Annotated in this window: 30 protein-coding genes; 15 read left to right on the top strand and 15 right to left on the bottom strand. The window is 56.0% G+C overall.

Features of this window, described 5'->3' with window-relative positions; all coding sequences use genetic code 11:
• Positions 1–56: 56 nt before the first annotated feature.
• From K3729_02675 to K3729_02655, 5 genes are all read right to left on the bottom strand, one after another.
• The gene (locus K3729_02675) at positions 57–917 is read right to left on the bottom strand and encodes a D-amino-acid transaminase (protein UWQ99720.1); all 861 of its coding nucleotides are present in this window, start codon (positions 915–917) and stop codon (positions 57–59) included.
• Positions 918–921: 4 nt separating this feature from the next.
• Complete coding sequence (locus K3729_02670) at positions 922–1,887, bottom strand: dipeptide epimerase (protein ID UWQ99719.1); 966 nt, start codon at positions 1,885–1,887, stop codon at positions 922–924.
• A 94-nt stretch (positions 1,888–1,981) separates the two neighbouring features.
• The gene (locus tag K3729_02665) at positions 1,982–2,983 is read right to left on the bottom strand and encodes a DUF1611 domain-containing protein (protein UWQ99718.1); all 1,002 of its coding nucleotides are present in this window, start codon (positions 2,981–2,983) and stop codon (positions 1,982–1,984) included.
• A gap of 253 nt (positions 2,984–3,236) precedes the next feature.
• The gene (locus tag K3729_02660; GenBank protein UWQ99717.1) at positions 3,237–4,550 is read right to left on the bottom strand and encodes an ammonium transporter; all 1,314 of its coding nucleotides are present in this window, start codon (positions 4,548–4,550) and stop codon (positions 3,237–3,239) included.
• A 13-nt stretch (positions 4,551–4,563) separates the two neighbouring features.
• On the bottom strand, positions 4,564–4,902 hold the full coding sequence (locus K3729_02655; GenBank protein ID UWQ99716.1) for a P-II family nitrogen regulator: 339 nt from the start codon (positions 4,900–4,902) through the stop codon (positions 4,564–4,566).
• Positions 4,903–5,165: 263 nt separating this feature from the next.
• Between K3729_02655 and K3729_02650 the strand changes: the two genes are divergently transcribed.
• Positions 5,166–7,346, top strand: coding sequence for a penicillin-binding protein (locus K3729_02650; protein ID UWQ99715.1), 2,181 nt, complete (start codon positions 5,166–5,168; stop codon positions 7,344–7,346).
• 9 nt (positions 7,347–7,355) lie between these two features.
• Here K3729_02650 and K3729_02645 read toward each other — a convergent pair whose 3' ends face one another.
• From K3729_02645 to K3729_02635, 3 genes are read right to left on the bottom strand one after another with little or no spacing between them, the layout of a single operon-like run.
• Positions 7,356–7,703, bottom strand: a complete 348-nt coding sequence (locus tag K3729_02645) for a hypothetical protein (protein ID UWQ99714.1) — start codon at positions 7,701–7,703, stop codon at positions 7,356–7,358.
• Positions 7,703–8,290, bottom strand: a complete 588-nt coding sequence (locus K3729_02640) for an ABC transporter substrate-binding protein (GenBank protein ID UWQ99713.1) — start codon at positions 8,288–8,290, stop codon at positions 7,703–7,705. The genes K3729_02645 and K3729_02640 overlap by 1 nt, the downstream gene beginning before the upstream one ends.
• Positions 8,290–9,012, bottom strand: coding sequence for a VacJ family lipoprotein (locus K3729_02635; protein ID UWQ99712.1), 723 nt, complete (start codon positions 9,010–9,012; stop codon positions 8,290–8,292). The genes K3729_02640 and K3729_02635 overlap by 1 nt, the downstream gene beginning before the upstream one ends.
• A 155-nt stretch (positions 9,013–9,167) precedes the next feature.
• Between K3729_02635 and K3729_02630 the strand changes: the two genes are divergently transcribed.
• The 7 genes from K3729_02630 to K3729_02600 all read left to right on the top strand — a co-directional run bounded on the left by K3729_02630 (position 9,168) and on the right by K3729_02600 (position 15,854).
• Positions 9,168–10,907 (top strand): type I secretion system permease/ATPase, encoded by a 1,740-nt coding sequence (locus K3729_02630; GenBank protein ID UWQ99711.1) that lies wholly within the window; start codon positions 9,168–9,170, stop codon positions 10,905–10,907.
• Positions 10,904–12,211, top strand: a complete 1,308-nt coding sequence (locus K3729_02625) for an HlyD family type I secretion periplasmic adaptor subunit (GenBank protein ID UWQ99710.1) — start codon at positions 10,904–10,906, stop codon at positions 12,209–12,211. The genes K3729_02630 and K3729_02625 overlap by 4 nt, the downstream gene beginning before the upstream one ends.
• 69 nt (positions 12,212–12,280) lie before the next feature.
• Positions 12,281–12,745, top strand: a complete 465-nt coding sequence (locus K3729_02620) for a RidA family protein (GenBank protein ID UWQ99709.1) — start codon at positions 12,281–12,283, stop codon at positions 12,743–12,745.
• Complete coding sequence (locus K3729_02615) at positions 12,742–13,494, top strand: phosphodiesterase (GenBank protein UWQ99708.1); 753 nt, start codon at positions 12,742–12,744, stop codon at positions 13,492–13,494. The genes K3729_02620 and K3729_02615 overlap by 4 nt, the downstream gene beginning before the upstream one ends.
• A gap of 31 nt (positions 13,495–13,525) precedes the next feature.
• Positions 13,526–14,710, top strand: a complete 1,185-nt coding sequence (locus K3729_02610; protein UWQ99707.1) for a GNAT family N-acetyltransferase — start codon at positions 13,526–13,528, stop codon at positions 14,708–14,710.
• Positions 14,707–15,006, top strand: coding sequence for a 4a-hydroxytetrahydrobiopterin dehydratase (locus K3729_02605; protein ID UWQ99706.1), 300 nt, complete (start codon positions 14,707–14,709; stop codon positions 15,004–15,006). Before K3729_02610 ends, K3729_02605 begins: the two co-directional genes overlap by 4 nt.
• Before the next feature lie 2 nt (positions 15,007–15,008).
• Positions 15,009–15,854 carry a mechanosensitive ion channel gene (locus K3729_02600; protein UWQ99705.1) on the top strand — a complete coding sequence of 282 codons (846 nt, stop codon included), beginning with the start codon at positions 15,009–15,011 and terminating at the stop codon, positions 15,852–15,854.
• Here the strand turns inward: K3729_02600 and K3729_02595 are convergent.
• From K3729_02595 to K3729_02585, 3 genes are all read right to left on the bottom strand, one after another.
• Positions 15,851–16,108, bottom strand: a complete 258-nt coding sequence (locus K3729_02595) for a hypothetical protein (GenBank protein ID UWQ99704.1) — start codon at positions 16,106–16,108, stop codon at positions 15,851–15,853. The two genes, K3729_02600 and K3729_02595, sit on opposite strands and share 4 nt — an antisense overlap.
• The gene (locus K3729_02590; protein ID UWQ99703.1) at positions 16,089–16,286 is read right to left on the bottom strand and encodes a hypothetical protein; all 198 of its coding nucleotides are present in this window, start codon (positions 16,284–16,286) and stop codon (positions 16,089–16,091) included. Before K3729_02590 ends, K3729_02595 begins: the two co-directional genes overlap by 20 nt.
• Positions 16,287–16,582: 296 nt before the next feature.
• Complete coding sequence (locus K3729_02585; GenBank protein ID UWQ99702.1) at positions 16,583–17,071, bottom strand: peroxiredoxin; 489 nt, start codon at positions 17,069–17,071, stop codon at positions 16,583–16,585.
• Positions 17,072–17,156: 85 nt separating this feature from the next.
• Here K3729_02585 and K3729_02580 point away from each other — a divergent pair, with 85 nt between their 5' ends.
• Genes K3729_02580 through K3729_02570 form a run of 3 tightly spaced genes read left to right on the top strand, consistent with a single transcriptional unit; the run spans position 17,157 to position 19,575 of the window.
• Positions 17,157–18,365, top strand: a complete 1,209-nt coding sequence (locus K3729_02580) for an FAD-dependent oxidoreductase (protein ID UWQ99701.1) — start codon at positions 17,157–17,159, stop codon at positions 18,363–18,365.
• The gene (rsmD, locus tag K3729_02575; protein ID UWQ99700.1) at positions 18,362–18,919 is read left to right on the top strand and encodes a 16S rRNA (guanine(966)-N(2))-methyltransferase RsmD; all 558 of its coding nucleotides are present in this window, start codon (positions 18,362–18,364) and stop codon (positions 18,917–18,919) included. The genes K3729_02580 and rsmD overlap by 4 nt, the downstream gene beginning before the upstream one ends.
• Positions 18,919–19,575 carry an HAD-IA family hydrolase gene (locus tag K3729_02570; protein ID UWQ99699.1) on the top strand — a complete coding sequence of 219 codons (657 nt, stop codon included), beginning with the start codon at positions 18,919–18,921 and terminating at the stop codon, positions 19,573–19,575. Before rsmD ends, K3729_02570 begins: the two co-directional genes overlap by 1 nt.
• On the opposite strand, the gene map is transcribed toward K3729_02570, so the two are convergent.
• Complete coding sequence (gene map / locus K3729_02565; protein ID UWQ99698.1) at positions 19,572–20,384, bottom strand: type I methionyl aminopeptidase; 813 nt, start codon at positions 20,382–20,384, stop codon at positions 19,572–19,574. The genes K3729_02570 and map overlap by 4 nt on opposite strands.
• A 106-nt stretch (positions 20,385–20,490) precedes the next feature.
• The gene (sfsA, locus tag K3729_02560) at positions 20,491–21,192 is read right to left on the bottom strand and encodes a DNA/RNA nuclease SfsA (protein ID UWQ99697.1); all 702 of its coding nucleotides are present in this window, start codon (positions 21,190–21,192) and stop codon (positions 20,491–20,493) included.
• Between the two features lie 40 nt (positions 21,193–21,232).
• Between sfsA and K3729_02555 the strand changes: the two genes are divergently transcribed.
• From K3729_02555 to K3729_02540, 4 genes are read left to right on the top strand one after another with little or no spacing between them, the layout of a single operon-like run.
• On the top strand, positions 21,233–21,955 hold the full coding sequence (locus K3729_02555) for a competence/damage-inducible protein A (protein UWQ99696.1): 723 nt from the start codon (positions 21,233–21,235) through the stop codon (positions 21,953–21,955).
• Positions 21,952–22,677, top strand: a complete 726-nt coding sequence (locus K3729_02550; protein ID UWQ99695.1) for a GNAT family N-acetyltransferase — start codon at positions 21,952–21,954, stop codon at positions 22,675–22,677. The genes K3729_02555 and K3729_02550 overlap by 4 nt, the downstream gene beginning before the upstream one ends.
• Before the next feature lie 4 nt (positions 22,678–22,681).
• Positions 22,682–23,248: a peroxidase-related enzyme gene (locus K3729_02545; GenBank protein UWQ99694.1), complete on the top strand. Its 567-nt coding sequence runs from the start codon at positions 22,682–22,684 to the stop codon at positions 23,246–23,248.
• On the top strand, positions 23,245–24,207 hold the full coding sequence (locus K3729_02540) for an OmpA family protein (protein ID UWQ99693.1): 963 nt from the start codon (positions 23,245–23,247) through the stop codon (positions 24,205–24,207). Before K3729_02545 ends, K3729_02540 begins: the two co-directional genes overlap by 4 nt.
• 4 nt (positions 24,208–24,211) lie before the next feature.
• Here the strand turns inward: K3729_02540 and K3729_02535 are convergent, their stop codons facing one another.
• The gene (locus K3729_02535; GenBank protein ID UWQ99692.1) at positions 24,212–24,553 is read right to left on the bottom strand and encodes a response regulator; all 342 of its coding nucleotides are present in this window, start codon (positions 24,551–24,553) and stop codon (positions 24,212–24,214) included.
• A 31-nt stretch (positions 24,554–24,584) separates the two neighbouring features.
• Positions 24,585–26,258 carry a CHASE domain-containing protein gene (locus K3729_02530; protein ID UWQ99691.1) on the bottom strand — a complete coding sequence of 558 codons (1,674 nt, stop codon included), beginning with the start codon at positions 26,256–26,258 and terminating at the stop codon, positions 24,585–24,587.
• Between the last annotated feature and the right edge of the window lie 114 nt (positions 26,259–26,372).

The following is a 26,372-nucleotide window of genomic DNA, read 5'->3' as shown; positions in this document are numbered from 1 at the left end:
CAAAAGGGGCGTCCTTTTCGCAAAGGACGCCCCTTTTTTGTGCGTGGTGATCTGGCTTAGATCGCCATCTTACGGCTTTCTTCGAGGTAGATTTCGCGCAGACGCGGCGCGATGGACCCCGGCGTGCCGTCGCCGATTGGCTTTTCGTCAATCTCGACCACCGGCATCACGAAAGTGGACGCAGAGGTGATAAACGCCTCGTCAGCCTCTTGGGCTTCTGCGATGGTAAAGCTGCGTTCTTCGACTTGCATCTGGGCTTCGCGGGCGAAGCGCAGAACGGCAGCGCGGGTGATCCCGTGCAGGATTTCGTTGCCAAGGTGACGCGTGATGATCGTGTTGCCTTTGACGATATAGGCGTTGTTGGATGACCCTTCGGTCACCATGCCATCTTCGACCATCCATGCATCATCAGCGCCAGCTGCTTTCGCAGCCATCTTCGCCATCGACGGGTACAGCAGCTGAACGGTCTTGATGTCGCGACGGGCCCAGCGCTGATCCTCAATAGAGATCACTTTCATCCCCTTCTTGGCAGCGGGGCTATCGGCCAGACCCGGCTTGTTCTGCGTGAACAGAACGACGGTCGGCTTTACCGTTTCGGGATCAGGGTAGACAAAATCACGGTCATCGGGCGCGCCCCGCGTGATTTGCAGATAGATCATGCCTTCGTTGATTTCGTTCACCTTCACCAGCTCGCGGTGGATCGCCAGCAGATCGTCAAAGCAATCAGGCTTTTGCATGCCAAGTTCGTTCAAGGACCGCTCCAGACGTTTCGCGTGACCGTCAAAGTCGATCAACTTGCCGTCCAAGACTGACGTCACTTCGTAAACGCCGTCCGCCATCAGGAAGCCGCGATCAAAGATCGACACCTGCGCTTCGTTTTCAGGTACGTAGTTGCCGTTCAAATATACTGTGCGCATCGCGTTATCCCCATAGTCCGGCGGTAGGTGCGTGCACGCCCGCCTCGTCAAATATCAAAGGTTCATCGCGGTCTTCGGCCAACAGAAGCGGGCCGTCAAGGTCCGTGAACGCCACACCTTGGGCTAAAAGTACCGCTGGGGCCATGGCAAGCGATGATCCGACCATGCAGCCGACCATGACATCGTAGCCCGCAGCAATAGCATCTTGCTTGAGCAAAAGCGCCTCTGTCAGCCCGCCGGTTTTATCCAGTTTGATGTTCACCATGTCGTATTTGCCCTTCAGTTTGGGCAAAGACGTGCGATCATGGCAGGCCTCATCGGCGCAAACAGGCAGCGGGCGTGCGATTTCGGACAGCATGTCGTCGTCACCCGCAGGCAACGGCTGTTCCACCATCTGCACCCCAAGGCGCAGCAAATGCGGGGCGAGTTCGGCGTAAACCTCAGCAGTCCAGCCTTCGTTGGCATCGACAATGATCCGAGACGCAGGGGCACCGCGCCGTACAGCTTCCAACCGGGCCATATCGTCCGGCGTGCCAAGCTTGATCTTCAAAAGCGGACGATGGGCGTTCAACGCCGCCTGCTCTTGCATCTTTTCGGGGGAATCAAGCGACAAGGTATACGCAGTGATTTCTGGCTTTGGCGCAGGAACACCCAGCATATCCCAAACGCGCTTGCCCGCCTGCTTCGCCTCCAAATCCCACAACGCGCAATCAACGGCATTGCGGGCAGCGCCGGCCGGCAACAGATCTTGCAGCGCTTGGCGTGTCAGATCCGCAGGCAGCCCCATAATCTCGGCCGTGACGCTATCAAGGCTCTCGCCATAGCGTGCATAGGGCACACATTCACCCATACCGACGTGATCGCCGTCCGCAACCCGCACCGTCAATACCTCGGCCTGCGTCCGCGACCCACGGCTGATGGTAAACACCTGCGCCAGTTGAAACACGTCACGCGTTACTTGAATGTCCATGCGGCCCACCTTCTTTGGGTTTCTCTATATCCCGGGGGTACGGGGGCTGGCCCCCGACGAATTTTCACGAAAATTCGCCCCCGTTTGCAGATGTTTAGATCGCTTCGAGAGCGTCCACCAGCTTTGCCGCACCATAGCGGAACGGATCGGTGGTTGGCAGACCCATGCGGTCTTCGATTTCCGCGACACAGACTTTCGCCTCTTCATCCGACAGATGCTGCGTGTTCACGGAGATACCGACGATCTGGCAATCGGGGTTCGCCACACGCGCAATCGGCAGGACCATGTCGCGCAACGCCTCGAGCGATGGCAGGTCATAGGTCGGCAAACCGCGCATATGCGTCCGCGTTGGTTCGTGCGCCAGAACAATCGCGTCAGGCTGGCCGCCGTGGATCAGGGCCATTGTCACGCCAGAATAAGACACGTGGAATAGGCTGCCCTGCCCTTCGATGTGGTCCCAGTGATCCGCGTCGTTGTCAGGTGTCAAATATTCGACCGCACCCGCCATGAAATCGGCGATAACCGCGTCCAAAGGTACACCGCCACCGGTGATCAGGATACCTGTCTGGCCTGTAGGGCGGAACGTGGTCTTCATCCCGCGTTTCTGCATTTCAGCGTCCATGCACAGGCCAGTATACATCTTGCCCACGGAACAATCGGTCCCGACGGCCAAGCACCGCTTGCCTGTCCGCTTCACACCATTCGCGATTGGGTACGCTACAGACGGGATACGCACGTCGAACAATGTCCGGCCATTTACACGGGCCGCTGCCATCAGTTCGTTTTCGTCGCGCAGCAGGTTATGCAAACCGGACGCGATGTCGTAGCCCATGTTCAACGCCTGAACGAGCACCTCTTTCCAAGCGTCGGAAATCACGCCGCCCCGGTTGGCCACGCCGATGACCAATGTCTTGGCACCAGCGGCAAGGCCTTCTTCCAGCGTCATCTCAGTGATCCCAAGATCAGCCCCGCAACCCGCCATGCGGAATTGACCGACAGCATTCTCTGGACGCCAGTCTTTGATGCCGATGGCAACTTTGGCGGCAAGTTGGTCAGGCGCGTCGCCCAAGAACAGAAGGTATGGTGTCTGGATCATCGGTGGCACTCCGCAGATAGAAGGATTCGTGGTTGATGGGAGAATGGCCCAGAAATTGCGCAAGGTTTTCCGTTTATTGGCACCAATCGAACTGTGATCGGAAGAATTACCCGCATTTATCGTAATTCAAGCAAGATTATCCCACACTACAGCTAGGACTGTTGAAATTCCTCCTGCTGGAACGAAAAAACCCGGCCACATGATGCGGCCGGGCTTAAGTTTGCTAGTCCCCTAGGAAGGAAGGAGGAGGGGTTTAGCCTTTGTTGAACTCTGGGTAAGCTTCCATGCCGAGCTCAGCCATGTCGAGACCGTTGATCTCGGCTTCTTCGCTGACGCGGATACCTACTGTTGCTTTCAGGATGAACCAGATCACACCAGCGATGACGAATGTGAAGACACCGTAAGCTACGATACCAGTGATCTGTGCGCCCCAGTTGCCTGTGTAGAAGGCCACTGCGAGTGTACCCCAGATACCTGCAAGCAGGTGAACAGGGATCGCACCAACAACGTCGTCGATTTTCAGCTTGTCGAGAAGCGGAACCGCGAAGACCACGATCACACCACCTACAGCACCTGTCAGCAATGCGCCGAGCAGTGTTGGAGCAAGCGGTTCAGCTGTGATGGAAACCAGACCAGCAAGCGCGCCGTTCAGAACCATTGTCAGGTCGACCTTTTTGTACATGATTTGCGTCAGGATCAGCGCGGCTACTGCCCCGGATGCTGCTGCCATGTTTGTGTTCGCAAAGATACGGCCGATGTCAGTGATGTCGCCAACAGTACCCGCAGCAAGCTGTGAACCACCGTTAAAGCCGAACCAACCGAGCCACAGGATGAATGTACCCAGTGTTGCAAGTGCAAGGTTTGAACCCGGCATTGGAACAGTACGGCCATCTTTGTATTTGCCCAGACGTGGCCCAAGGATGATCGCACCAGCCAAAGCAGCCCAGCCACCGACAGAGTGTACGATTGTAGAACCGGCGAAGTCAGAGAAGCCCATTTCGGACAACCAACCGCCGCCCCACTGCCAAGAACCCGAGATTGGGTACATCAGGCCTGTCAGGATTGCGACGAAGATCAGGAACGGCCACAGTTTGATACGCTCAGCAAGTGCACCAGAAACGATGGACGCAGTTGCCGCAACAAACATCAGCTGGAAGAAGAAGTCGGATGCAACTGATGCGTAATCAAGTGCTGCGTCAGCTGCATCAAGACCAACTGGCTCGAGCCATGTTGTTGTGCCGAAGATTGGGCCGAGGTAGCCGTTGAATTCGCCCGGGTACATCAGGTTGAAGCCAACCAGCCAGTACATGATGGACGCAATAGAGAACAACGCGATGTTTTTGGTCAGCTGCATGGCAACGTTTTTGCCGCGCACAAGGCCAGCTTCGAGCATTGCAAAGCCTGCGGCCATGAAAAACACGAGGAAGCCTGCAACCAAGAACAAGAAGGTTGTCATGATGTAAGGGCCGATTTCATCGAACCCCGGTGCGGCTGCCTCTTGGGCAAAGGCGAAGCTTGGCAATGCTGCCAGTGCTGCCCCCGCAAAAAGTGTATTGGTGAGTTTCATCTGTCCCGGTCCCTTAGATAGCGTCGTCGTTTAGTTCGCCAGTGCGGACGCGCATCGCGCCTTCCACATCAAGCGTAAAGATTTTGCCGTCGCCGATTTTGTCGGTCTTGGCTGTGGTGGCGATTGTGGAAACCACTTGTTCTGCCATGCTGTCCTGCACGACGATCTCAAGCTTCACTTTCGGCACGAAATTCACGGCGTATTCTGCGCCACGGTAGATTTCTGTGTGCCCGGATTGTGCGCCGAAGCCTTTAATTTCAGATACCATCATCCCACGCACACCGATGCCGGTCAGCGCTTCGCGGACCTCTTCCAGCTTGAATGGTTTGATTGTTGCTATGATCAGTTTCACGAGGGGTCCCCTTGTCGTTCTGCCCAAATGCCGCGACCGTGCGGCTGTGGGCCTAAGTGGCGGTATCTCGCCGAGGGGAACAACGATTCTGGAGGCCCTTTTTGGGCGTGCTCAACGCAATTTGCACATTTTTTGCACAAATTAATCGTTTCGCCTAAAAATTAGACGAAACATAAAAGCGCCGCTGGGCCATCTGGGTTCTCTACATTCGTACTTGCAGCGCGTATGATGGCCGAAAGATACCGGAACGGTGCAGGCGAGACATGAGCGGAAATGGTAAGAAACGCAGCCCATTGGTTGCTGAAAAACGGTATGCTGCGGACGCACCGAAAAAGCCCGCACCCAAGAAACCTGCGCGTGCGCGCAAGGCCGTAAAACGTGCGCCAGCCAAACGTCGCGGCCCTATCGGGCTGTTAACCGCGTTCATTGGCGGCATTTTCCGCGCCGTCTGGCGCTTGATCTGGGGCGGCACTGCAATTGTCTGCATTATGGTTGGTCTTGGCGTGTTCTACTTCGCGTCACAAATGCCCCCTGCAAATAGCGTCATTGATGGCCGCGCCCGTGGTTCGGTGACATTGCAGGACCGCTTTGGCGATACATTTGCTTGGCGTGGCGACCAGTTCGGCGGGATGATCACGACCGACACGGTTAGCCCCCATTTGGTCAACGCCGTCGTCGCATCCGAGGACAAACGGTTCTACCGTCACCTTGGCATTTCGCCGCGCGGTGTCGCCTCTGCGGTCCGGATCAACCTACGCGCTGGCCGTGGCCCGTTGTCCGGCAACGGCGGGTCTACGATCACGCAACAGGTGGCGAAGCTGCTGTGCCTTGGCACCCCGTTTGATCCGAACCAATGGGATTCAGAAGCCGCATATGAGGCCGATTGCCGCCGCACCACTTTGTGGCGGAAGGTCAAAGAAGCCGTTTACGCGATGGGCATGGAGGTCGCGTACACAAAGGACGAAATTCTGACGATCTACCTGAACCGCGCCTATTTGGGTGCGGGATCGCGTGGATTTGCGGCTGCATCTGAACGCTACTTTGGGAAATCAGCCAGTGACCTGCGCCCTGCGGAAGCTGCGATGCTGTCGAGTTTGCTTCCCGCCCCATCTTCGCGCGCGCCGACCCGCAATCTGGAAGCTGCCCAACAACGCGCGAACGTCGTCATTGGCTTGATGGAGGTGCAAGAACGTCTGTCGCCCGAACTGGCCGCTGATGCCCGCGCGAACCCAGCGACGTTGTCGTCTGCTGCGAAACAAGACACCGGCGGATATTTCGCCGATTGGGTGATGGCGTCCGGCCCCGAATTCTTCACGCGCAACACGACAGAAGACGTGAACATTCACACGACGTTCGATCAAGACATTCAGGCCAGCGCCGAAGACGCCCTGACTTGGGTCTTTGAAAACAAGGTGAAAGCAGGATCAGAAGCTGAAGCTGCGATTGTTGTGATGTCCGCAGATGGCGCTGTACGGGCGATGGTCGGCGGGCGATCTGCCCCGAACCCCGGTGATTTCAACCGCGCCATTCAGGCCCGTAGACAGCCCGGATCGGCGTTTAAGCCGTTTATCTTTGCGGCTGCTTTGGAAATGGATTTCTCGCCCAACGATTACGTCAACGATACTGACATGTGCTGGTCCACACCCGGATCTGGCGATTGGTGTCCGCAAAACTATGACCGCCAGTTCAAAGGTCCGGTGACGCTGACGGAATCCCTTGTCGAAAGCCGGAACATTCCAGCGGTGATCCTGTCAGAAAACGTGGGCCGCGATATTGTGCGGCTTGTCGCAGAAGGCTTCGGGATCGAAAGCGATCTAGCCGATGGTCCAGCGCTGGCGCTTGGCGTATCCGAAAGCACATTGATCGAAATGACAGGTGCTTATGCGGGTATCCTGAACGGTGGGTCCGCTGTTGATCCTTACGGATTTGTCGAACTTGAAGTCGCCGCCACGAACGAGATTTTTCCAGCCCTTGCTGGCGGGATCAAAGAACGTGTGATCCGTGAACGGTCCGCCCGCGAACTGACGTGGATGATGAGCCAAGTGGTCGATCGCGGCACTGGCGCGCGTGCGAAGATTGATGGCTGGCAGATTGCAGGCAAGACCGGCACGACTCAATCCGCGCGGGATGCTTGGTTTATCGGCTTTACAGGCGATTACGTGACAGGCGTTTGGATGGGCTATGACGACAACAGCCCGCTGTCCGGTGTGACTGGTGGAGGTCTGCCTGCTGATATCTGGCGCGAGACGATGACGCGTGTGCTTGACGGTCAGCAGCCTGTGCCGCTGCCGATGCAAGGCCCGGGCAATCAGTTGCGTCGCAGCGATCCGAATTTCCAGCCGGGCGTCGCCGCACCACAAGCGCCCGCACCCGCAGCGCCGGAATCGCCAAATGACGGTGCCATTCTGGATGTGTTGAATAACATCCTAAACAACGCAAACTAGCAGTCAGGTCTATTCAGGTTCGCAGGCCGAATAGGCAAACGCGTAACCGTTCCAAATCATGATGATCCCGTCGTCGTCCGCTGCGTCCATCAGCATCGCGCGTTCTGTCCAGACTTCGTCGTCGTTGGAGCATTGCATCGTGTAGAGCGTCGCATCCATTTGCAGCACGTCCACCGGACGCGTCATGCGGCATTGCACGTCTACGCCAAAGAAAATGCCTTCTTCGATCTTCAGCGCACCACCATCAACGCCGACGTTCGCGCAATCCGCGTTGGCAACCTGTTTGTAGGTGCCATCGTAAGGCCCCGCCGCAGCAAGCGTCGGCATCAGAGCCAATATCGCGGCGAGCCTACGCATCAGGCTGCCCCGATTTCGGCTGTCAGCGCATCAAGGTTACGGCCTTGCCGATCAAGCAGCGCCCCGATTTCAGCCCGTTCGGTCAATAGCATGTTCACGCCTTCGATGATGAAGTTGAAGAACTTGTGCGAACCGGACCGATCAGAGACGTGGAAATCCATGCGGAGCGGGGAACGCCCCCGCAATTTCACGGTTGTCTCAACTTCGATCCAGCTTTTGACGGGTGCCGCGCCTTCAACGACGATTTCACCGCCCACGAATTCACGGAAACGGCGGCCGTATTTGCTGGCGATGTAGCTGCGGAAGGCAACGGTATAGGCCTGCATTTGGGCCGCGCTTGCGCTGCGGGCGTCTGCGCCAAGGCAGTACCGCGCAATTGTCGGCACATCGGAATAGCGATCAAACAGCACCTCGAAATCGCGGATCATGGCGGCTTCGGATTTGCCGGATGCGATGACCGCGTTCACTTCGGTCACAAGGGCCGTGACGATCGCCTGCGACTGCTGCACGGACAAGGCTGCCGCAGATTGCGGGATGAGCACTGCGGCACTGGTGGCCGCGATCATTTGACGACGGTTCAGGATCATTACGGGTCTCCGTATAGGTCGGCGTAGGGGTCGGCGACTTCAGCCGCTTCGGCCCCGATTTCAAAACGGCGGTTCTGTAGGTAGATCAGCTGTGCCTGTGTGTAACTGTCCGCGCTTTCGTTCAGAACATCACCAATGGTATCGCCCACTTGGTCGATTTTGGCGACGCGTCCGGCCAATGATCCTACTGAAGCGACAAGCAATTGGTCTTCGTTCAAAAAAGTACCCAGCGGATCAATGAGGACATCCACAATCATACCCGCAGTGTCGCGTTCGGTTGACGGGCCAATGAGCGGTAATTCGAGGTACGCGCCTTCTGGTGCGCCCCAAACAGATAGCGTTTGACCAAAATCGGCATCAATTTCTTCAAGCCCGATGATATCGGACGGATCAAATACGCCAAAAAGACCGAAAACTGAATTAATCAGGAACCGCAGGGAATTGGACCCAGCAGCACCCAGATCGCCCTGCAATGTGTTATTCAGGATCACACCCGGCAAAGCGACGTTATCCGCGAAATCAATCACACGTTCAGAGATTGGCGCGGGAATGCGCGGGCCGCTGCTTTCACCACTGCCCAAGCCACCTGTGAGGTTTTTGTTGAATTCGTGGACAGACCGATTGCGGGCCTCGTATGGATCATGGACCGAAACCCCTTCGGGGGCGACGCTACATGCGCCAAGCAAGGATAGGGTCAAGCAAATGGCAAAAGGTGACTTCATGAATTCAACAGTTTCGATCTTTAAAAGAGGTGATTGTGATGTGACGCTTGTCCGTAAAAATTGCAACAACCTTAGTTTGCAGTGGCGTTGTTGTCTTTATCGGGTAATTGATACCCCAAGTAGTAACAAAAAATAAATAGAGCGATGAACCGCCAATGGCAGACGAATTGACAGCACAAGGTCGCGCTGAATTAATCAATGCGCGCAAACAAAGCCGGGGCCTGTATTGGATGGTCGCCGTGTTCAGTTTCTTCGTGAACATGCTGATGCTGACCGGCCCGCTTTACATGTTGAATGTTTATGATCGGGTTTTGGGGTCGCGTAGCTTAGAAACGTTGATCGCCTTATCTGTTTTGGTCGCCTTCCTTTACGGGATGATGGGGATCATGGATTACGTGCGTGGTCGGATTATGGGCCGCGTCGGAGCCCGTTTTCAGGCAACAATGGACCGCCGTGTTTTTGCGGCTGTGTTGAAAGCGTCCACGATTAACAAAGCCACGAAACAGGCGGCCACAGGTCTGCGTGATCTGGAAAGCGTCCAGCGTTTGATTACATCGCCTGCCCTGATGGCTGTGTTTGATCTGCCTTGGACGCCACTATTCTTTCTTGGCATCTTTATCTTTCACCCTTTGATGGGCCTGCTTGGCCTTGTTGGTGGCGTGATCTTGATTGGTGTTGCGATCACAAACCAGCTGACCACTCGCAAGCCGCTGCAAAAGGCGAATGCCGCGACGTTCCAATCCGAAACGATGGGCGCTCAGATCAGGCAGGAATCCGAAATGGTGCACGCGCTTGGTATGCGCGATGCCGCGTTTAGCAGGTGGCAGATCGCCCGTGGCGAAAGTCTTGATGCGACGATTGCGGCCGCAGATGGCGCGGGCACCTTTAGCGCGATGACCAAGACGTTCCGGTTGTTTTTGCAATCCGCGATGCTTGGGCTTGGTGCATATCTGGTGTTGCAGGGCGAACTGACGCCGGGTGCTATGATTGCCGGTTCCATCCTGCTGGGCCGCGCTTTGGCACCGATTGAATTGATCGTCGGACAGTTTGCGACGTTCCAAAAGGGCCGTGAAGGCTGGCGCAATCTGTCAACGCTTTTGGGTAATGTGCCTGCCGATGATGCTAGGACAACCCTGCCGCAACCCGCTGCACGCATTGTCGCGGATCAGGTCACTGTGATCCCGCCAGGGGAACAGACCGCGTCGCTGCGTATGATCAGCTTTGCCGTCCAGCCCGGACAAGCGGTTGGGGTGATCGGCACATCGGGTGCGGGCAAGACGACATTGGCGCGGGCATTGACCGGCATCTGGCGTCCTGCGGGTGGGAAAATCCGGCTCGATGGGGCTGCGTTGGACCAGTATAACCCTGACGTTCTGGGCCAACATATTGGGTATCTGCCGCAGCGCGTGCAGTTGTTTGACGGCACCATCAAAGAAAACATTGCCCGCATGTCGATGCAGCCGAATGATGCCGCCGTGGTGGAAGCTGCGAAAAAGGCGGCGGCGCATGAGATGATCCTCAAGCTACCTGATGGCTACGACACCCGCGTGGCGTCCAATGGCGGTCGCCTGTCGGGCGGTCAAATTCAGCGGATCGGGCTGGCGCGTGCGATGTATGGCAACCCTGTTGTGCTGGTGCTGGATGAACCAAATTCGAACCTTGATAACGAAGGATCAAACGCACTGAACAACGCGATCAAGCTGACCAAAGAGGAAGGCAAAATCGTGTTTATCATGGCGCATCGTCCTGCTGCTATTCAGGAATGCGATCTGTTGTTGGTGATTGAAAACGGGGCGCGGCGTGCCTTTGGCCCGAAGGATCAGGTGCTCCAGGAGATGGTCAAGAATGCCGATCAAATCAAAAAGACAACCGGTCAAGGCGGGGGCGTATCATGAGCGAGCAAAACCCGAATAAACGGTGGTCTGTCGCCAAGCCGATGATCATTGGCCTGCTGGCGATGCTGGTGCTTGTCGGCGGCTTTGGCACGTGGGCCGTCATGGCGCAGATCACAGGCGCTGTGATTGCATCCGGCCAGATCGAAGTCGACCGCAACCGCCAAGTGATCCAGCATCCTGATGGCGGTGTCGTTGAGGCGATTTTGGTCGATGAAGGCGATGTTGTTGAGGCGGGCGATCTGTTGATCCAGCTAGATTCGAACGCGTTGAAATCCGAATTGGTGATCGTCGAAGGCCAGTTGTTTGAAATCCTTGCGCGTCGTGGCCGATTGGAAGCCGAACGCGATGGAAGTGACACGATTACGTTCCCCGAAAAACTGCTCGCCTTTGATCGCCCCGAAATCGATAGCCTGATCGCAGGTCAGGAACGCTTGTTTCAGGCGCGGCTGGAATCGGCGGCCAAGACCAAGGAACAGTTAGGCCAACGGCGTGCCCAAATCGTCAGCCAGATCGCAGGCATCAAAGCCCAACAAGAAGCGTTGGAAAGTCAGAAGTCGCTGATCGTTCAGGAACTTGCCGACCAGCAAAGCCTGCTGGACCGTGGTCTTGCCCAAGCCAGCCGCGTGTCGGCGTTGCAGCGTGAACAAGCTGATATGCTGGGACGCGTTGGCGAATTGGCAGCGCTTGAAGCCCAAGCCGCAGAGCAGATCACCGAGATTGAAATCGAGGTGCTAAGCCTTGATACCACCCGTCGCGAAGAAGCCATCACGCGTCTGCGCGATCTGCAGTTCAACGAACTGGAACTGTCCGAACGCCAGCGCACGTTGACCGAACAGCTAGACCGGTTGGATATTCGTGCGCCTTTGTCCGGCATCGTGTACGGCCTGACCGTGTTTGCTGAACGATCTGTTATTCGCGCTGCTGATCCGGTGATGTTTCTTGTTCCGCAAGACCGCCCGCTGGTGATCGCCGCCCAAGTGCAACTGACCGATGTGGACCAGATTTATGTGGGCCAAGAAGCGACGATGCGCTTTTCTGCGTTTGATCAACGCCGCACGCCGGAATTATTTGGCACTGTGACGCTGATTTCGGCTGATGCGTTTCAGGACGAAAACACATCGGCTTCATTCTACCGTGTGGAACTGCGGCTGAACGAAGGTGAAATCAATCGCCTGCCCGAGGACATGACGTTGATCCCCGGTATGCCGGTGGAATCCTTCGTCCGGACCGCAGATCGCAGCCCGATGGATTACCTGATCAAGCCGCTGGCTGACTACTTTGCCAAGGCATTCCGCGAGACGTGATCGCGGAGTGCATTGCGCCTGCTCACGGCCAAGGATAGCGTTCCTTTAAGTTCATTAAAGGAGCACGCAATGACATCTGCGATTGAAACCAAACTTGCCGAACTCGGCGTGACGTTGCCCGAAGCCCCTGCTGCTGCGGGCAATTATGTGCCCTACGTGATTGCGGGCGACATGGTGTTTGTATCCGGCCAGATTTCGATGGATGTGACTGGTCCACTGACGGGCAAGTTGGGGGATGATTACACGGTTGATCAAGGCATGGCTGCGGCCAAAACCTGTGCGATCAACCTGCTAACCCAGTTGAAAGCCGCATGTGACGGCGATCTGGATCGGCTTGTTCGCGTTGTGAAGCTGGGTGGTTTTGTGAATTCGACCCCTGATTTCACGGATCAGCCAAAGGTCATCAACGGCGCATCTGATTTTCTGGTCGAAGCACTGGGCGATATTGGCCGTCACGCGCGTGCCGCTGTCAGCGCACCAAGCCTGCCACTGGGTGTTGCTGTCGAAATTGATGGTGTGTTTCAGATCAAATGAAACTTCCCGCAGCATTCCTAACGCGCCCCATCACACATCGGGCGTTGCATGACAAAACGGACGGTCGCCCCGAAAATTCTATCGAGGCGATCACCGCTGCGATTGATGCAGGTTACGCGATCGAGATTGATCTGCAGTTGTCCAAGGACGGTGTGCCGATGGTGTTTCACGACTATCATCTCGCGCGTTTGACTGCCGAACAGGGCCCGATCACGATGCGGACGGCGGCAGAGCTTGGGCAAATCCCGTTGAGCGGTGGCAAGGCTGGCATCCCTACGTTGGCAGAGGTTTTGGCCCTTGTTGATGGCCGTGTTCCGCTGCTGATCGAGATCAAAGATCAAGACCTGAACATGGGACCAAATGTTGGATCATTGCAGCAAGCGACAGCCGATGTCTTGGCGGGCTACGCTGGCGACGTCGCTGTGATGTCGTTTAACCCGCACGCTGTGATCGCGTTTGGCGGAGCTGCGCCGCACATTCCACGCGGTTTGGTGACCAGCAGTTATGACCCCGCCGATTGGGAACCGTTAGCTGTCGATCTGTGTGAACGGCTGCGTGAAATCCCTGACTATGACCGCACGGGCGCATCATTCATCAGTCACGAAGCACATGATCTGGACCGCCCCCGCGTCGCCGAATTGAAAGCCGCAGGTGCCAATATATTATGCTGGACGATCAAATCTGCTGAAGAGGAAGCGCAAGCGCGCAAAATAGTCGATAACGTGACTTTTGAAGGCTACCTCGCTTGACCCACCGCATTTTGCGCACACATCAACCTTCATGACTGATGACGCCATAGAGATCGCCGCCCACCCCGACCTGAGCACCATTGCGCAGGCCGATTGGGACGCTTGCGCTTGCCTCGAAACGCAGGACGGCAGGCCTTATGATCCCTTTACGACCTATCGGTTTCTGAAGGCCCTAGAAGACAGCGGATCAGTCGGGCCGGGCACCGGATGGCAGCCCCGCTATTTGACAGCAAAGCAAGGCGATCAGGTTATTGCTGTTGCGCCCTTGTACGCCAAGGGACATTCGCAGGGCGAATATATCTTCGATCACAACTGGGCCCATGCGTTCGAGAACGCAGGCGGACGCTATTATCCGAAACTGCAAATGGCGGTGCCGTTTACCCCTGCCACTGGACGGCGTTTTCTGACCCGTCCGGGGTTTGAAGTCATAGGTATGTCCGCGATCGTTCAAGGCGCGATCCAGATTGCCGCCGACAACCAGCTGTCGTCCGTTCATGTGACGTTCTGCACAGAGGCAGAAGCAATTGCGGGCGAAGAAATGGGCCTGTTGCCCCGCATTGGACAGCAGTTTCATTGGGAAAACGACGGCTATGCTGATTTTGATGGTTTCCTGAACAGCCTTGCCAGCCGCAAACGCAAAAATATTCGTAAGGAACGCGCACAGGCCAATGATTTTAGCGGCGATATCCTGATGTTGACGGGCGACGATATCCAGCCCGAACATTGGGACGCGTTCTGGCGGTTTTACCAAGACACTGGCAACCGCAAATGGGGTACGCCCTATCTGACGCGGGCGTTTTTTGATCAAGCACAAGAACACCTGCGCGACGACATGCTGCTGTCGCTGGCTGTCCGCGACGGGCAGTACATTGCGGGAGCGCTGAATTTTATCGGGCGCGAAACGCTGTACGGACGGTATTGGGGATGTGTCGAACACCACGCCTGTCTGCACTTTGAATTGTGTTATTACCGCGCGATTGAATACGCGATTGAACACGGCATGAGCCGCGTCGAAGCGGGTGCGCAAGGCGAACACAAACTCGCCCGTGGTTATCTGCCCGTGGCGACACATTCGCTGCATTATTTCACCGATCCGGGGTTCCGCGAAGCCGTTGCCAATTACCTTGATGCGGAACGTGACGCGGTGGACAACGAGATCGAAATCCTGACATCTTACGGCCCGTTCAAAAAGGAAAACCGAGAGGAACAGCAATGACCGAGAAATTGACCGACGCGGAACGCGAAACGCAGCTTGCGCCGCTTCTTGCAAACGGCTGGGCGATGACCGATGGACGCGATGCAATCCAAAAGTCGTTTGTTTTCCGGAACTTTATTGACGCTTTCGGGTTTATGACAAAAGCCGCTATCTGGGCGGAAAAGCTGAACCACCACCCAGAGTGGTCAAATGTATACAAGACCGTCGACGTGACGCTAACGACCCATGATTGCGATGGGATCAGCGCGCTAGACGCAAAATTGGGCGCCAAAATGGACGCGCTCGCAAAGGAATAACGATGGAAGAGCTACTGAACACCGAAATCATGAACGGCAAGACGGTCGCCGATGTCTTAACCATTGATTTTCTGGCCTCTATCGTGGGGTCCGTTCTGGCAGCTATCGCAATTCTGTTTATCGGTTTCGTCATCGGTGGCTGGGCACGTCGGCGGCTTGTTCATTTGGGCGAACGCCATCAGCATCTTGATGAAACGCTGTTCAATTTCCTTGGCAATATCGTCCGCTACGTCGTCATCGGCTTTGCGTTCCTGTTTGTTCTCAACACATTTGGCGTAGAAACCACGTCCGTGGTCGCGATCATCGGTGCCGCATCTTTGGCCATTGGTCTGGCGCTGCAAGGCACGCTGTCCAACATCGCGGCCGGCGTGATGATCATCTTTTTCCGCCCCATCAAGATCGGCGATTTCGTTGAAGTCGACGGCAAGATGGGGACCGTGAAAGACATTACCCTGAACTTCACGGAGATTGCGTCGCTTGGGAATGTTCAGATCATTATTCCGAATTCTGACGTGTGGGGAAATACGATTGAAAATTATTCCATCTACGATACCCGCCGCGCAGAGTGGGAATTTGGAGTTGGGTATGGTGCCAACCTGAAAACAGCCGAAGATGTGATCCGCGATACGATCATGTCCGATTCACGGTCGCTGAATGATCCGGAACCGTTCATTCAGGTGAATACGCTGAATTCCAGTTCTGTGGATTTTCTGGTGCGCGTTTGGTGTCCGTCGGCTGATTATTTTCAGTATCAGGCCGACATGAAGCGTAAGGTGAAAGAAGCCCTTGATGCAGCTGGTGTCGATATTCCGTTCCCAACGCGGACAATTGTGCAAAGCGAATCCTAAGCGGCTTTGCAAATCGCCGCTCTGGTTGCGCCGTTTTGCATGACTTCATAGGCTCGCGGCGTCGGCGTTAGGATAATTTTATCTGCCTCAACAGTTTCGGCCAATACGACAAGATCCATTGCGGCCAGACGGTTCACGATCTTCTGCATGCCGCGATAGCGGTCATAATGGCCGCGGTCGATCTCGTGACCTGCTGTGCCCTGAGCAATAGCTTCGATCGATTGACTTAGTATCTTAATCATCATGGGTGTCATGATCGATGCTCCGTTTATTTGTTCCAGCAGGGGATTTTTTTGTGAAAACATCGAGGTCTTCTTCAAATTGCTTACGAAGCTCTTCGCGGGTCAGTCGTTGTTGTTGTGAGGCCGGGACTGTACCCGCGAAGATGGCTCTTGCCTGAGTGTCGATCGAAGAACTGATAAACTGGTTCATGGCATTGCCTTGTTTCGCTTACTGAGATCTTGCGTCTCTCTGAGGATGAAGTTCGATGGGAACCCCAGTTCCTATTTCCCCTCAATTGGCCCGGATTCTCTAGGTGTCTGCCGTATAGTGCTTTGCTATTTCAGTTAAAAACCTATGCGGAAGGCACACTTGAAAACGAAAACGGACGTAGCGTCACTTTATTTTGGCGATCCCCTATTCGGATAGGCGGGCAGTGCTACACCCACAAAAAAGGCCCCTTGCGACAATGACGCAAGGGGCCGTTGAAATCGATTCTGGGCAGCGCGTTAGATGCTGGCGAGCAGAGCTTCCCCACCCGAGATGTCGCATTCGCCGGGGCTTGCTTCTTCGCCCAGCGCAGTGACGACGCCGTTTTCGACAACCATCGCATACCGTTTGGATCGCCCGATCAGGCCCGCAGGTGGTGCCGTGAAATCCATACCGATGGCCTTAGTGAACGCGCCTTCGGCGTCGCCCAGCATCGTGATACCAGCGTCGGCCGCACCCGTGCTTTTGCCCCACGCGTCCATCACAAATGGATCGTTGACCGATACGCAGATGATTTCGTCCACACCTTTGGCTGCGAAATCGTCTTTGGTCCGCATAAAGCTAGGCACGTGCGACGTGGTGCAAACGCCGGTGTAGGCACCCGGAAGACCAAAAATGACGACCTTCCGGTCTTTCAATTTGTCAGCCATTTGTACGCCAGTCGGGCCTTCGTCGCCCATGTAAAGCAAAGTCGCGTCGGGCAAAGTGGCCCCAATTGAAATCGTCATGTTTGTATCCTTGTTTCGATTGCACCTGTTGTTGCCAACAATATAGGTTTGAGGGGTAACCAAGACCAGTTCAAGGACCAAACATATGCCACATGTCGTCGTTATCGGTGCGGGCCAAGCCGGATCATCATGTGTGGCAAAGCTGCGCGCGGAAGGATTCGACGGCGACATCACGCTTGTCGGTGGTGAACCAGTGCCCCCCTATCAACGCCCGCCCTTGTCCAAGGCGTATCTGCTCGGCGATATGGCCGAAGAACGTTTGTACCTGCGCCCCGCCAGTTTCTATGCCGACAACACCATCGATCTGCGTCTATCTACGCGCGCGACGGCGATTGATCCGGTGGGTAAAACGGTGACGTTGGAGAATACCGACGTTTTGACCTACGATCATCTTGTTCTCACGACCGGATCGCATCCCCGTACATTGCCCAGCGCGATTGGCGGCGATCTGGGGAATGTGTTCAGCGTCCGTGATCTGGCGGATGCGGATGCCATGGCGCCTGCGTTTGCTGACGGGAAAAAGGCCCTGATCATCGGCGGCGGGTATATCGGGCTGGAAGCGGCAGCCGTGGCGGCCAAACGCGGGGTATCTGTGACGTTGGTCGAGATGGCAGATCGGATTCTGCAACGTGTCGCGGCGCCTGAAACCTCTGATTACTTCCGCGACCTGCATGCGTCGCATGGCGTGAAAATCGTTGAGGGCGTGGGCCTTGAGTGTTTGATCGGCGATGACGTGGTGACCGGCGCCGTCCTGACCGACGGCACGACGCTTGATATTGATTTTGCAGTTGTCGGAGTCGGCATTGCGCCCGCCACAATCCTTGCCGAAGGTGCTGGTCTAACCATCGACAACGGGATCGCGACGAACAGTTTTGGGCAAACATCCGACCCTGCGATTTGGGCTGCTGGCGACTGTGCCTCTGCCCCGCTGGACGGTCATCAAATCCGGATCGAAAGCGTCGGCAACGCGATTGATCAGGCCGAAGTGGTGGCAAAGAATATCGCAGGGATGGAAACGCCCTATGTGCCAAAGCCGTGGTTCTGGTCCGATCAATACGATTGCAAACTTCAGATTGCGGGCCTGAACATCGGCTATGACGCCGTTTATGTGCGTAAAACCGGCGATGCCCAGTCGCACTGGTACTACAAGGGTGACCAATTGATTGCCGTGGATGCGATGAACGACCCGCGCAACTACATGATCGGCAAACGCCTGATTGAAGCGGGCAAAAGCCCCGCGCCTGATCTGATCACTGACCCCGATACGGATATGAAAGCACTGCTGAAAGCATGAGGATCATTGGCGGGCAGCATCGCGGATTGACCCTTGCAGATGTCGGGAAAGGTGATGCGGCAGCTCATTTGCGCCCCACATCCGACCGCGTGCGCGAAAGCCTGTTCAACGTGTTGCAGGGCGGCAAATACGGCAACCCTATTGACGGGGCACGGGTGCTGGATCTGTTTGCGGGGACCGGTGCGCTTGGGCTTGAAGCGTTGTCGCGCGGGGCCGCCTTCACGACCTTTGTGGACAGTGGGCGCGTAGCGCAAAAACTGATCGCGGCAAACATCGACAAATGTAGACGGGCGGCAGACACCAAGATGCTGACATGCGATGTCACGCAACTGCCCGACGCGGACGAACCCTGCGACCTGATCTTTGCGGACCCCCCTTACGGTCAGGGCCTTGGTCCGGCTGCACTCCGATCCGCGCGCGCATCAGGCTGGATCGCCGATGACGCGCTGATTGTACTGGAAGACAACACCGCCCTACCTGCCCCACCGGGGTTTCGAAAACTGGATCAACGACGCTACGGCGACACGTGGATTACCCTGCTGGAGCTGAACTGATGACCGTAAAACTTGTGATCTTCGATTGCGATGGCGTGTTGGTGGATACTGAACCGACGACAAATATCGTGATTGCGGAAAACCTGTCGCGCTACGGATTGGAGATTTCAGTTAAAGACGTGGACACCCTGTTTGTCGGCGGCACCATGGCGGGTGTCATGACAACGGCGCGCGACATGGGGGCAACGCTGCCCGACGGATGGTTGGACGAAATCTACAGCGAAATGTTCGCTGCGCTTTCGAAAGGCGTGCAGGTTTTCGATGACGTGCATTTGTTCCTCGATCAATTGGACGCCGCAGGCATCGCCACCGCAATCGCATCGAACGGCCCACCAAAGAAAATGGCGATATCGTTGACGCCGTCAGGGTTAATTGACCGTTTTGCAGACCGGATTTATTCCGGCCATGACTATGTTCCGAAACCCGATCCGGCGATGATCCATCATGCGATGAAGATTGCGGGTGTAACGCCTGCAGAAACGGTGTTCATCGACGACAGTCCTACGGGGGCGAGTGCAGGCATCGCCGCAGGTGTGCGCACTTTCGGGTTTGACCCAAGCGGTAGTTTTGCCCACCTCGCACGTGTGGATGTCGAAAAAGTCAGGTCGATGCGCGACATCGCTGGCTTGATCAGCGTCGCGATGCCGCCTGCTTAGACTTCGTAGGTCGGGTGAAATTTACCGGCAGGGGACAGCGTGAAAATCTCGGCCCCTTGGGCAGTGATCCCGATGGAATGTTCGAACTGCGCAGACAGGCTTTTGTCGCGGGTCACGGCGGTCCAGTCATCAGCAAGAACCTTGGTTTCGGGACGGCCCAGATTGATCATCGGCTCGATGGTAAAGAACATGCCTTCTTCCAGCACAGCACCGGTGCCCGCGCGACCATAATGCAGCACATTTGGCGGGGCATGGAACACGCGGCCAAGCCCATGTCCGCAAAAATCGCGGACCACAGACATGCGGTTGCTTTCAGCGTAAACCTGAATGGCATGACCAATATCGCCAAACGTATTGCCGGGCTTCGCAGCCTCAATGCCCTTCATCAGCGCATCATGGGTGACCTGCACCAGACGTTCCGCCTTGCGCGACATTTTACCCGCGACATACATCCGGGACGTATCGCCAAACCAACCATCAACGATGACCGTGACGTCGATATTGAGGATATCACCGTCTTTTAGCGTCTTTTCACCGGGAATACCGTGACACACGACGTGGTTCACGGAAATGCAGCTTGCGTGCTGATAGCCCTTGTAGCCAATCGTTGCAGACGTTGCGCCAGCCAGTTCAACCTGATCCGTGATAAACTGATCCAAAGCAGCGGTCGACACACCGGGTGCGACCAAGGCAGCCACATCATCCAAAATTTGGGCGGCCAAGCGGCCAGCCTTGTTCATGCCCGCAAAATCGCTTGGCTCGTAAATCCGAATACCATCTTTGGTCACGCGGCCGTTATTCGTCATCATCTCGTCCTCAACACGTTTCCCGCGACATAAGCGATCATGCCCAACAAAACCAGTAGTGCAGCCGACCCAATTCTTTTGGTCGTAAATATCCCCGCCGGAGGCACCCTTACGGCGCAACAAAATCCAACGGATTGCGAATGTCCACACCATCTGGCGAAATCGCACAATCAAACACCGTCACCTCAACACCTGCGGCCTGCGCCTCGCGAAAGGCCCGCGCATAGGCGACGTCGATGTCCGCGGCGAGGGTGAAGCCCGCGCAATCCGTCCGTTGCACCAAATACAACATCACAGCGCGGTGGCCCTGCCGAACCATTTCGGACAATTCGGCCAGATGTTTGGCACCGCGTTTCGTCACAGAATCTGGAAATTCAGCCAGCCCGGCGGTCCGTGAAAGCGTCACGCTTTTCACTTCGACATAGGTATCCGGCTCCTGTCCCGTCAGCAGAAAATCGATCCGCGAATTTTCACCGTATTTCACTTCGGGTCGCACAAGATCGTAGTCGAACCCCGGCACCCGATGATCCATGAACGCGGCTTTCAGCGCACGGTTCGGCACGGACGTATCCACGCCAGTGAAATGCCCGTTTTCGTGGTCGACCAGACGCCAGCCGTATTTCAGCTTTTTCTTCGGGTCATCGTTTGGTTCCAGCCATACCTTCATCCCCGGTTCCGCCAGCCCCATCATTGATCCAGGGTTGGCACAATGCGCCACAACCTGCGTTCCGTCCTCCAATGTCATATCGGACAGGAACCGTTTGTAACGTTTGATCAATCGGGCGGGGATAAGGGGTGTGGCAAACTGCATGGACCGCCCTATAACATGGTCGTAACCAAGGAGACCACCAATGCCAAATCCCACAGCCGCAATGCTTGTCATTGGTGACGAAATCTTGTCGGGCCGCACACGCGACGCCAATATGCATTATCTGGCAGGTCAGCTGACCCAAGCAGGTATCGACCTGAAAGAAGTCCGCGTGGTCAGCGACGATGCCCCTGCGATTGTCGCGGCTGTGAAGGCGTTGTCTGCCGCCTATGATACCGTCTTTACCAGTGGCGGGATCGGCCCGACCCATGACGATATTACGGCGGATTGCATCGCCGCTGCGTTTGACGATCACATCGACGTTCGCGACGATGCTCGTGCTTTGCTACAAGCACACTATGACCGCAGCGGACAGGAATTGAATGATGCCCGCCTGCGTATGGCCCGCATCCCCGACAGCGCTACGCTGATCGACAACCCTGTCAGTACCGCGCCCGGTTTTACCGTCCAGAACGTGCATGTCATGGCGGGCGTGCCGTCGGTCTTTCAGGCCATGGTGGCGAGCGTTTTGCCGACCCTGACGGGCGGCGCGCCACTATTGTCACGGACATTGCGCGTTGATCGTGGTGAAGGGGTTATTGCAGGCCCGTTGGGGCAATTTGCACAGACCTATGTTGACCTGTCAGTCGGGTCCTATCCGTTCCAGAAAGATGGGAAATACGGGTCAAACGTTGTTGTCCGTGGCGCTGATGCGACGCGTTTAGATGGCGCGATGGCAGAGCTGGCGAAGATATTTCCCGCATGAACCTGCCCGATGCCCAGACCGTTTGCGATGCACTTGATGTAACATGGCCAGCTGCTGCGAAATCCGCTGTGCCGGGCTTCACCATTCGCGAAGGCAAGGGCGGCGGCCAACGTGTCAGTGCCGCGACAACGGTCGGTGCATTCGATCCGACACAGATCGCGGGCGCAGAGGACGCGATGTGCGCGCTTGGTCAGGTCCCGCTGTTCATGATCAGGCCCGGTGATGATGCTTTGGCGGCTTATCTGGATAGCGCGGGCTACGTCGCAAAAGACACTACGCTTTTATACGCGATACCATCGGCCGACATCACGGATGTGAAGCCCCCGCCCGTGACCAGTTTTCAGGTCTGGCCGCCGCTTGCCACCCAACGCGAGATTTGGGCGGAAGGCGGGACGGGTCCGGCCAGATTAGCCGTGATGGAACGCGCGGATTGTCCGAAGGCGACATTTCTGGGGCGCGTGAATGATCGCCCCGCAGGCACCGCCTTTGCGGGTGTCGCGCATGATTGCACGATGCTGCATTCGCTTGAGGTGCTGCAAAACGACCGTCGACAGGGACTTGCCGCGAATTTGACCCGTGCCAGCGCCATTTGGGGGCAATCGCAGGGTGCAAAGTGGTTCACTTTGGCCGCTGTGGCGGGGAACACCGGAGCAAATGCGCTCTACACTTCCCTCGGGATGCAGGTTGTGGGACAGTACCACTATCGTATCAAACCGGACTGAATACATGACCGACAAAGTGACTGCCCTTGATCTTCCGATGGTTGACCCGTTGCCCGCAGACACCCAGAAATATTTCGACATCTGCCAAGACAAACTGGGCATGATCCCGAATGTGTTGCAGGCCTATGCGTTCGATATCGACAAATTGAACGCCTTTACGACGCTTTATAACGACCTGATGCTTGCAGACAGCGGCTTGACCAAGCTGGAACGCGAGATGATTGCCGTGGTCGTGTCGTCGATCAACAAATGTTTCTATTGCCTGACCGCGCATGGTGCCGCTGTACGCGAATTATCCGGTGATCCCAAACTGGGCGAGATGCTGGTGATGAACTGGCGCGTTGCTGATCTGGACGCCCGCCAAACGGCCATGTGCCTGTTTGCGGAAAAGATCACTATGGCGAGCGCGACGATCGTCGAAGAAGACCGCGACGCGTTGCGCACTGTCGGTTTTACGGATCGTGATATTTGGGACATCGCGAATGTTGCTGGCTTTTTCAACATGACAAACCGTGTGGCGTCGGCCACCGATATGCGCCCGAATGACGGGTATCACAGCCAGTCACGATGATCCGTGCCGTTCCCCTTCTTGCTGTGTTATGCCTGCCTTGCCTCGCGGCAGCGCAAGATTTGCGGCTACCGGGGAACGCTGTTGTCACCTATCAAGAAGCAGGTGCACCGAACACGTTGATGATTGCGACCGGACCATGGGCAGACGGTGCCGTCCCCAATGCCATTGCAGAAGGCACAGTTGCGCAGGGTGCTTGGAAGATCTCGGTGGCGGGACTGACCACGTTGCAAATCTTGCAGCCGCTTCGCGATCAATTGTTGGCCGATGGGTACACAGAAATTTTCACCTGCGAGGGTGACGCTTGTGGCGGATTTGATTTTCGCTTTGCGTTGGACGTGCTGCCGCCGCCTGACATGCAGGTAAACCTAGGCGATTTCAGGTACTGGGCGGGTTTCAAGGATGGTGACAAAGGGCCGGAACATACCGTCCTGCTTATCAGCCAAATCGCGCGGGCGGCCTATGTCCAGATTGACCGTGTTTCGAACGACGGCGATCTGGGGCGCGTTTCCAGTCGGGGCAGTTCCGTTGTCGCCGCCACCGCACCATCGTCCAGTTCTGCCAACAGCGCACCACCTACAGATATGGCCACGGCGCTGACCCAGATTGGCCGCGCGGTGCTGACCGATCTTAGCTTTGTTCCCGGATCGTCCGATTTGGCGGATGGGCCTTATGCGTCGCTTGAAACGCTTGCTGCTTACCTGCGCGCGCACCCTGATTTGCAGATCGCTTTAGTGGGCCACACCGATTCCGCAGGATCGTTGGAAGGAAACATCGGCCTATCCAAACGACGCGCCCGCGCGGTTAGGCAACGCCTGATCGACAGCTACGGCATTCCGGGTCGCCAATTAGCGGCAGAGGGAATGGGGTATCTGTCACCGGTTGGCAGCAATCTGACCGAAGCTGGCCGCGATGCGAACCGCAGGGTCGAAGCGATTGTGACCAGCACAGAGGCCAAGTGATCCCCTAAACGGCGGTCAACAGATCAACGAGATCTTCCGCCTGAAATGGTTTTGTGACGGATGCTTGCCCCCGAAACACCTGCGGCCATTGATCATCGGAATACCCCGACGCCACGACAAAGGGGATCGAGAGCGATTGAAGGCGTTGTGCGACCGGTTCTGACGTCCCGTGCCCCAAATTGATGTCCAGAACCGCCGCATCGCATCCTTCTTTTTCGAAGGCTACCAATGCCTGAGCGGCAGAAATACAGGGGCCGATGACTTCGAAACCGGATGCTTCAAGCTGTTCAGCCAAATCGAGCCCCAAAAGGACATCGTCTTCGACAATCAAGATACGTTTCGTCAAAACACCAACCCAAATACCGATACAGCCATTTCTAGTCCAACTTAGCCAAACTGGATGCGGGACACGCGAGGTGCCATTCAAACCCTTCGGGCTGAAATCTTGTTTCGATTTCGCCTTCTAACGACAGTTTAACCATTGTTCCGGTGACTTTGGAACCGAACCCTTTCGTTTCAGGTGCCACGACCGGCGGTCCACCGCTTTCGACCCAGTGCAGTTCAAACATGGCTTGGGGGCCGGTTCCCGTAGTGGTCCAGTCGACGTTCACCACCCCGACATCATTCGACAGGGCACCATATTTGGTCGCGTTGGTGGCCAATTCGTGGATCGCCATACTGATCGTTTGCGCATTCGCAGCGTTCAGCAACGTTTTCGGTCCGGTCAACAAAATACGGGATCCAATCAAATCCTTGAAATGCCCAAGCTGCGACGTGATCAAATCCTGTAAATCGACGTCTTCCCAATTGTTGCGCACCAGCAAATCCTGGCTCGCGGACAACGACGTCAGCCGACGGGAAAACGATTTTGAAAAATCTTGCGGGTTGCTGGCGCTGGTCTGGCGCGCGATGGCTTGGATCAAGCTGAGCAGGTTCTTGGAGCGGTGGTTCACCTCTTTCATTAACAAGGCAATTTGCGCATTCCCCTTCGCCAATGCATCCGCTGCCCGCTGGCTTTCACGGTTACGCACCGCCTGCCCCCAAACCAGAAACGTCAGAAGCATGGACATCAATACACCCGTCAGCAGAACAATGATGTGGCTGTTCAGTGCGGTGGCCTTTTCAAACACGCTGGTGGATGTCGCCATCAACCGCCACGTTTTGCCATACATTGAAAAGGTGTTTTCAGATGCGAAGACCGGTGTGTGATCCGGTTCAGGCACGTCCTGATACATTGAAAGCAGTTCACCTTCGGGGGTCACTTCGAACAGGCTGACATCTTTGCGGTAAAGCCCTTCGCCATCGAAATTGGCCTTCAGGATGGTTTCCATCAAATCCTTGATACGGAAGACGCTGACGATCAAACCTTTGGCTTTCTCGCGTTGCGTTGCCATCGCTGTGGTTGTGCGATCAAAGATCGGCAAAACGACCAAAACGCCAGCTTTCGTTTCGTCGTTCAGGCTTTCGTCGTCCTGCACCAACGTGATTTTTGACGTCATGCTAGGTTCACCCAGCAGAAGCGCCCGATCGACGGCTGCTCGTCGGTTCGTTTCCGAATAAATATCAAATCCCAACGCGGGCCGATTGCGTCCGATAAAAGGTTCCAGATACAAAATCGGCGCATAAATAGGACGTTCGCCATCGGGCCTGAGATCGAATTCAGCCCAGTCTTTCGCCTGAACATCAGCAACCAATGCGTCCACTTCTGCACGGTTATGCAAAATGGCGTTGAAGCTAAGACCCTGAATACCGGGATAATTTTCTTCGAGCTTGAGGTTTGAAACGTAATCCTGCCAAACGGTCCGATCAACGTTTTCGGTCGCTTCAAACAGTGCCACACCACTGCGTAGGACCTGTGCATAGGCGTCAAAAGTTGTGCGCAGGCTGGTTTCGATTACGCCGGTTTCCTGTTCGAACCGGATCAGGCCTGTTTGAAAGTTTCGCTGTTTTTCATACAGCGTCAGCGCCAGAGTTGCGGCCATTGATATCGCGAAAACAAACGCAACTATCCAAGGGTCACGGCGTCTGCCGTAGGCTTCGCTAGACTTCATCAAAGCCCTTTCCATCATCGGTCTATTTTATGCGCGTCCAGAATTGCGAGACCACAATCATAACGTGCATACCACCATAGAAACGGATCCTGAGCCCGTCAATTCCCGAATGAC

The sequence above is a fragment of the Rhodobacteraceae bacterium S2214 genome, from assembly GCA_025141675.1.
Taxonomy (GTDB): Bacteria; Pseudomonadota; Alphaproteobacteria; order Rhodobacterales; family Rhodobacteraceae; genus Yoonia.
This window is presented reverse-complemented; position numbering and strand designations above follow the sequence as displayed.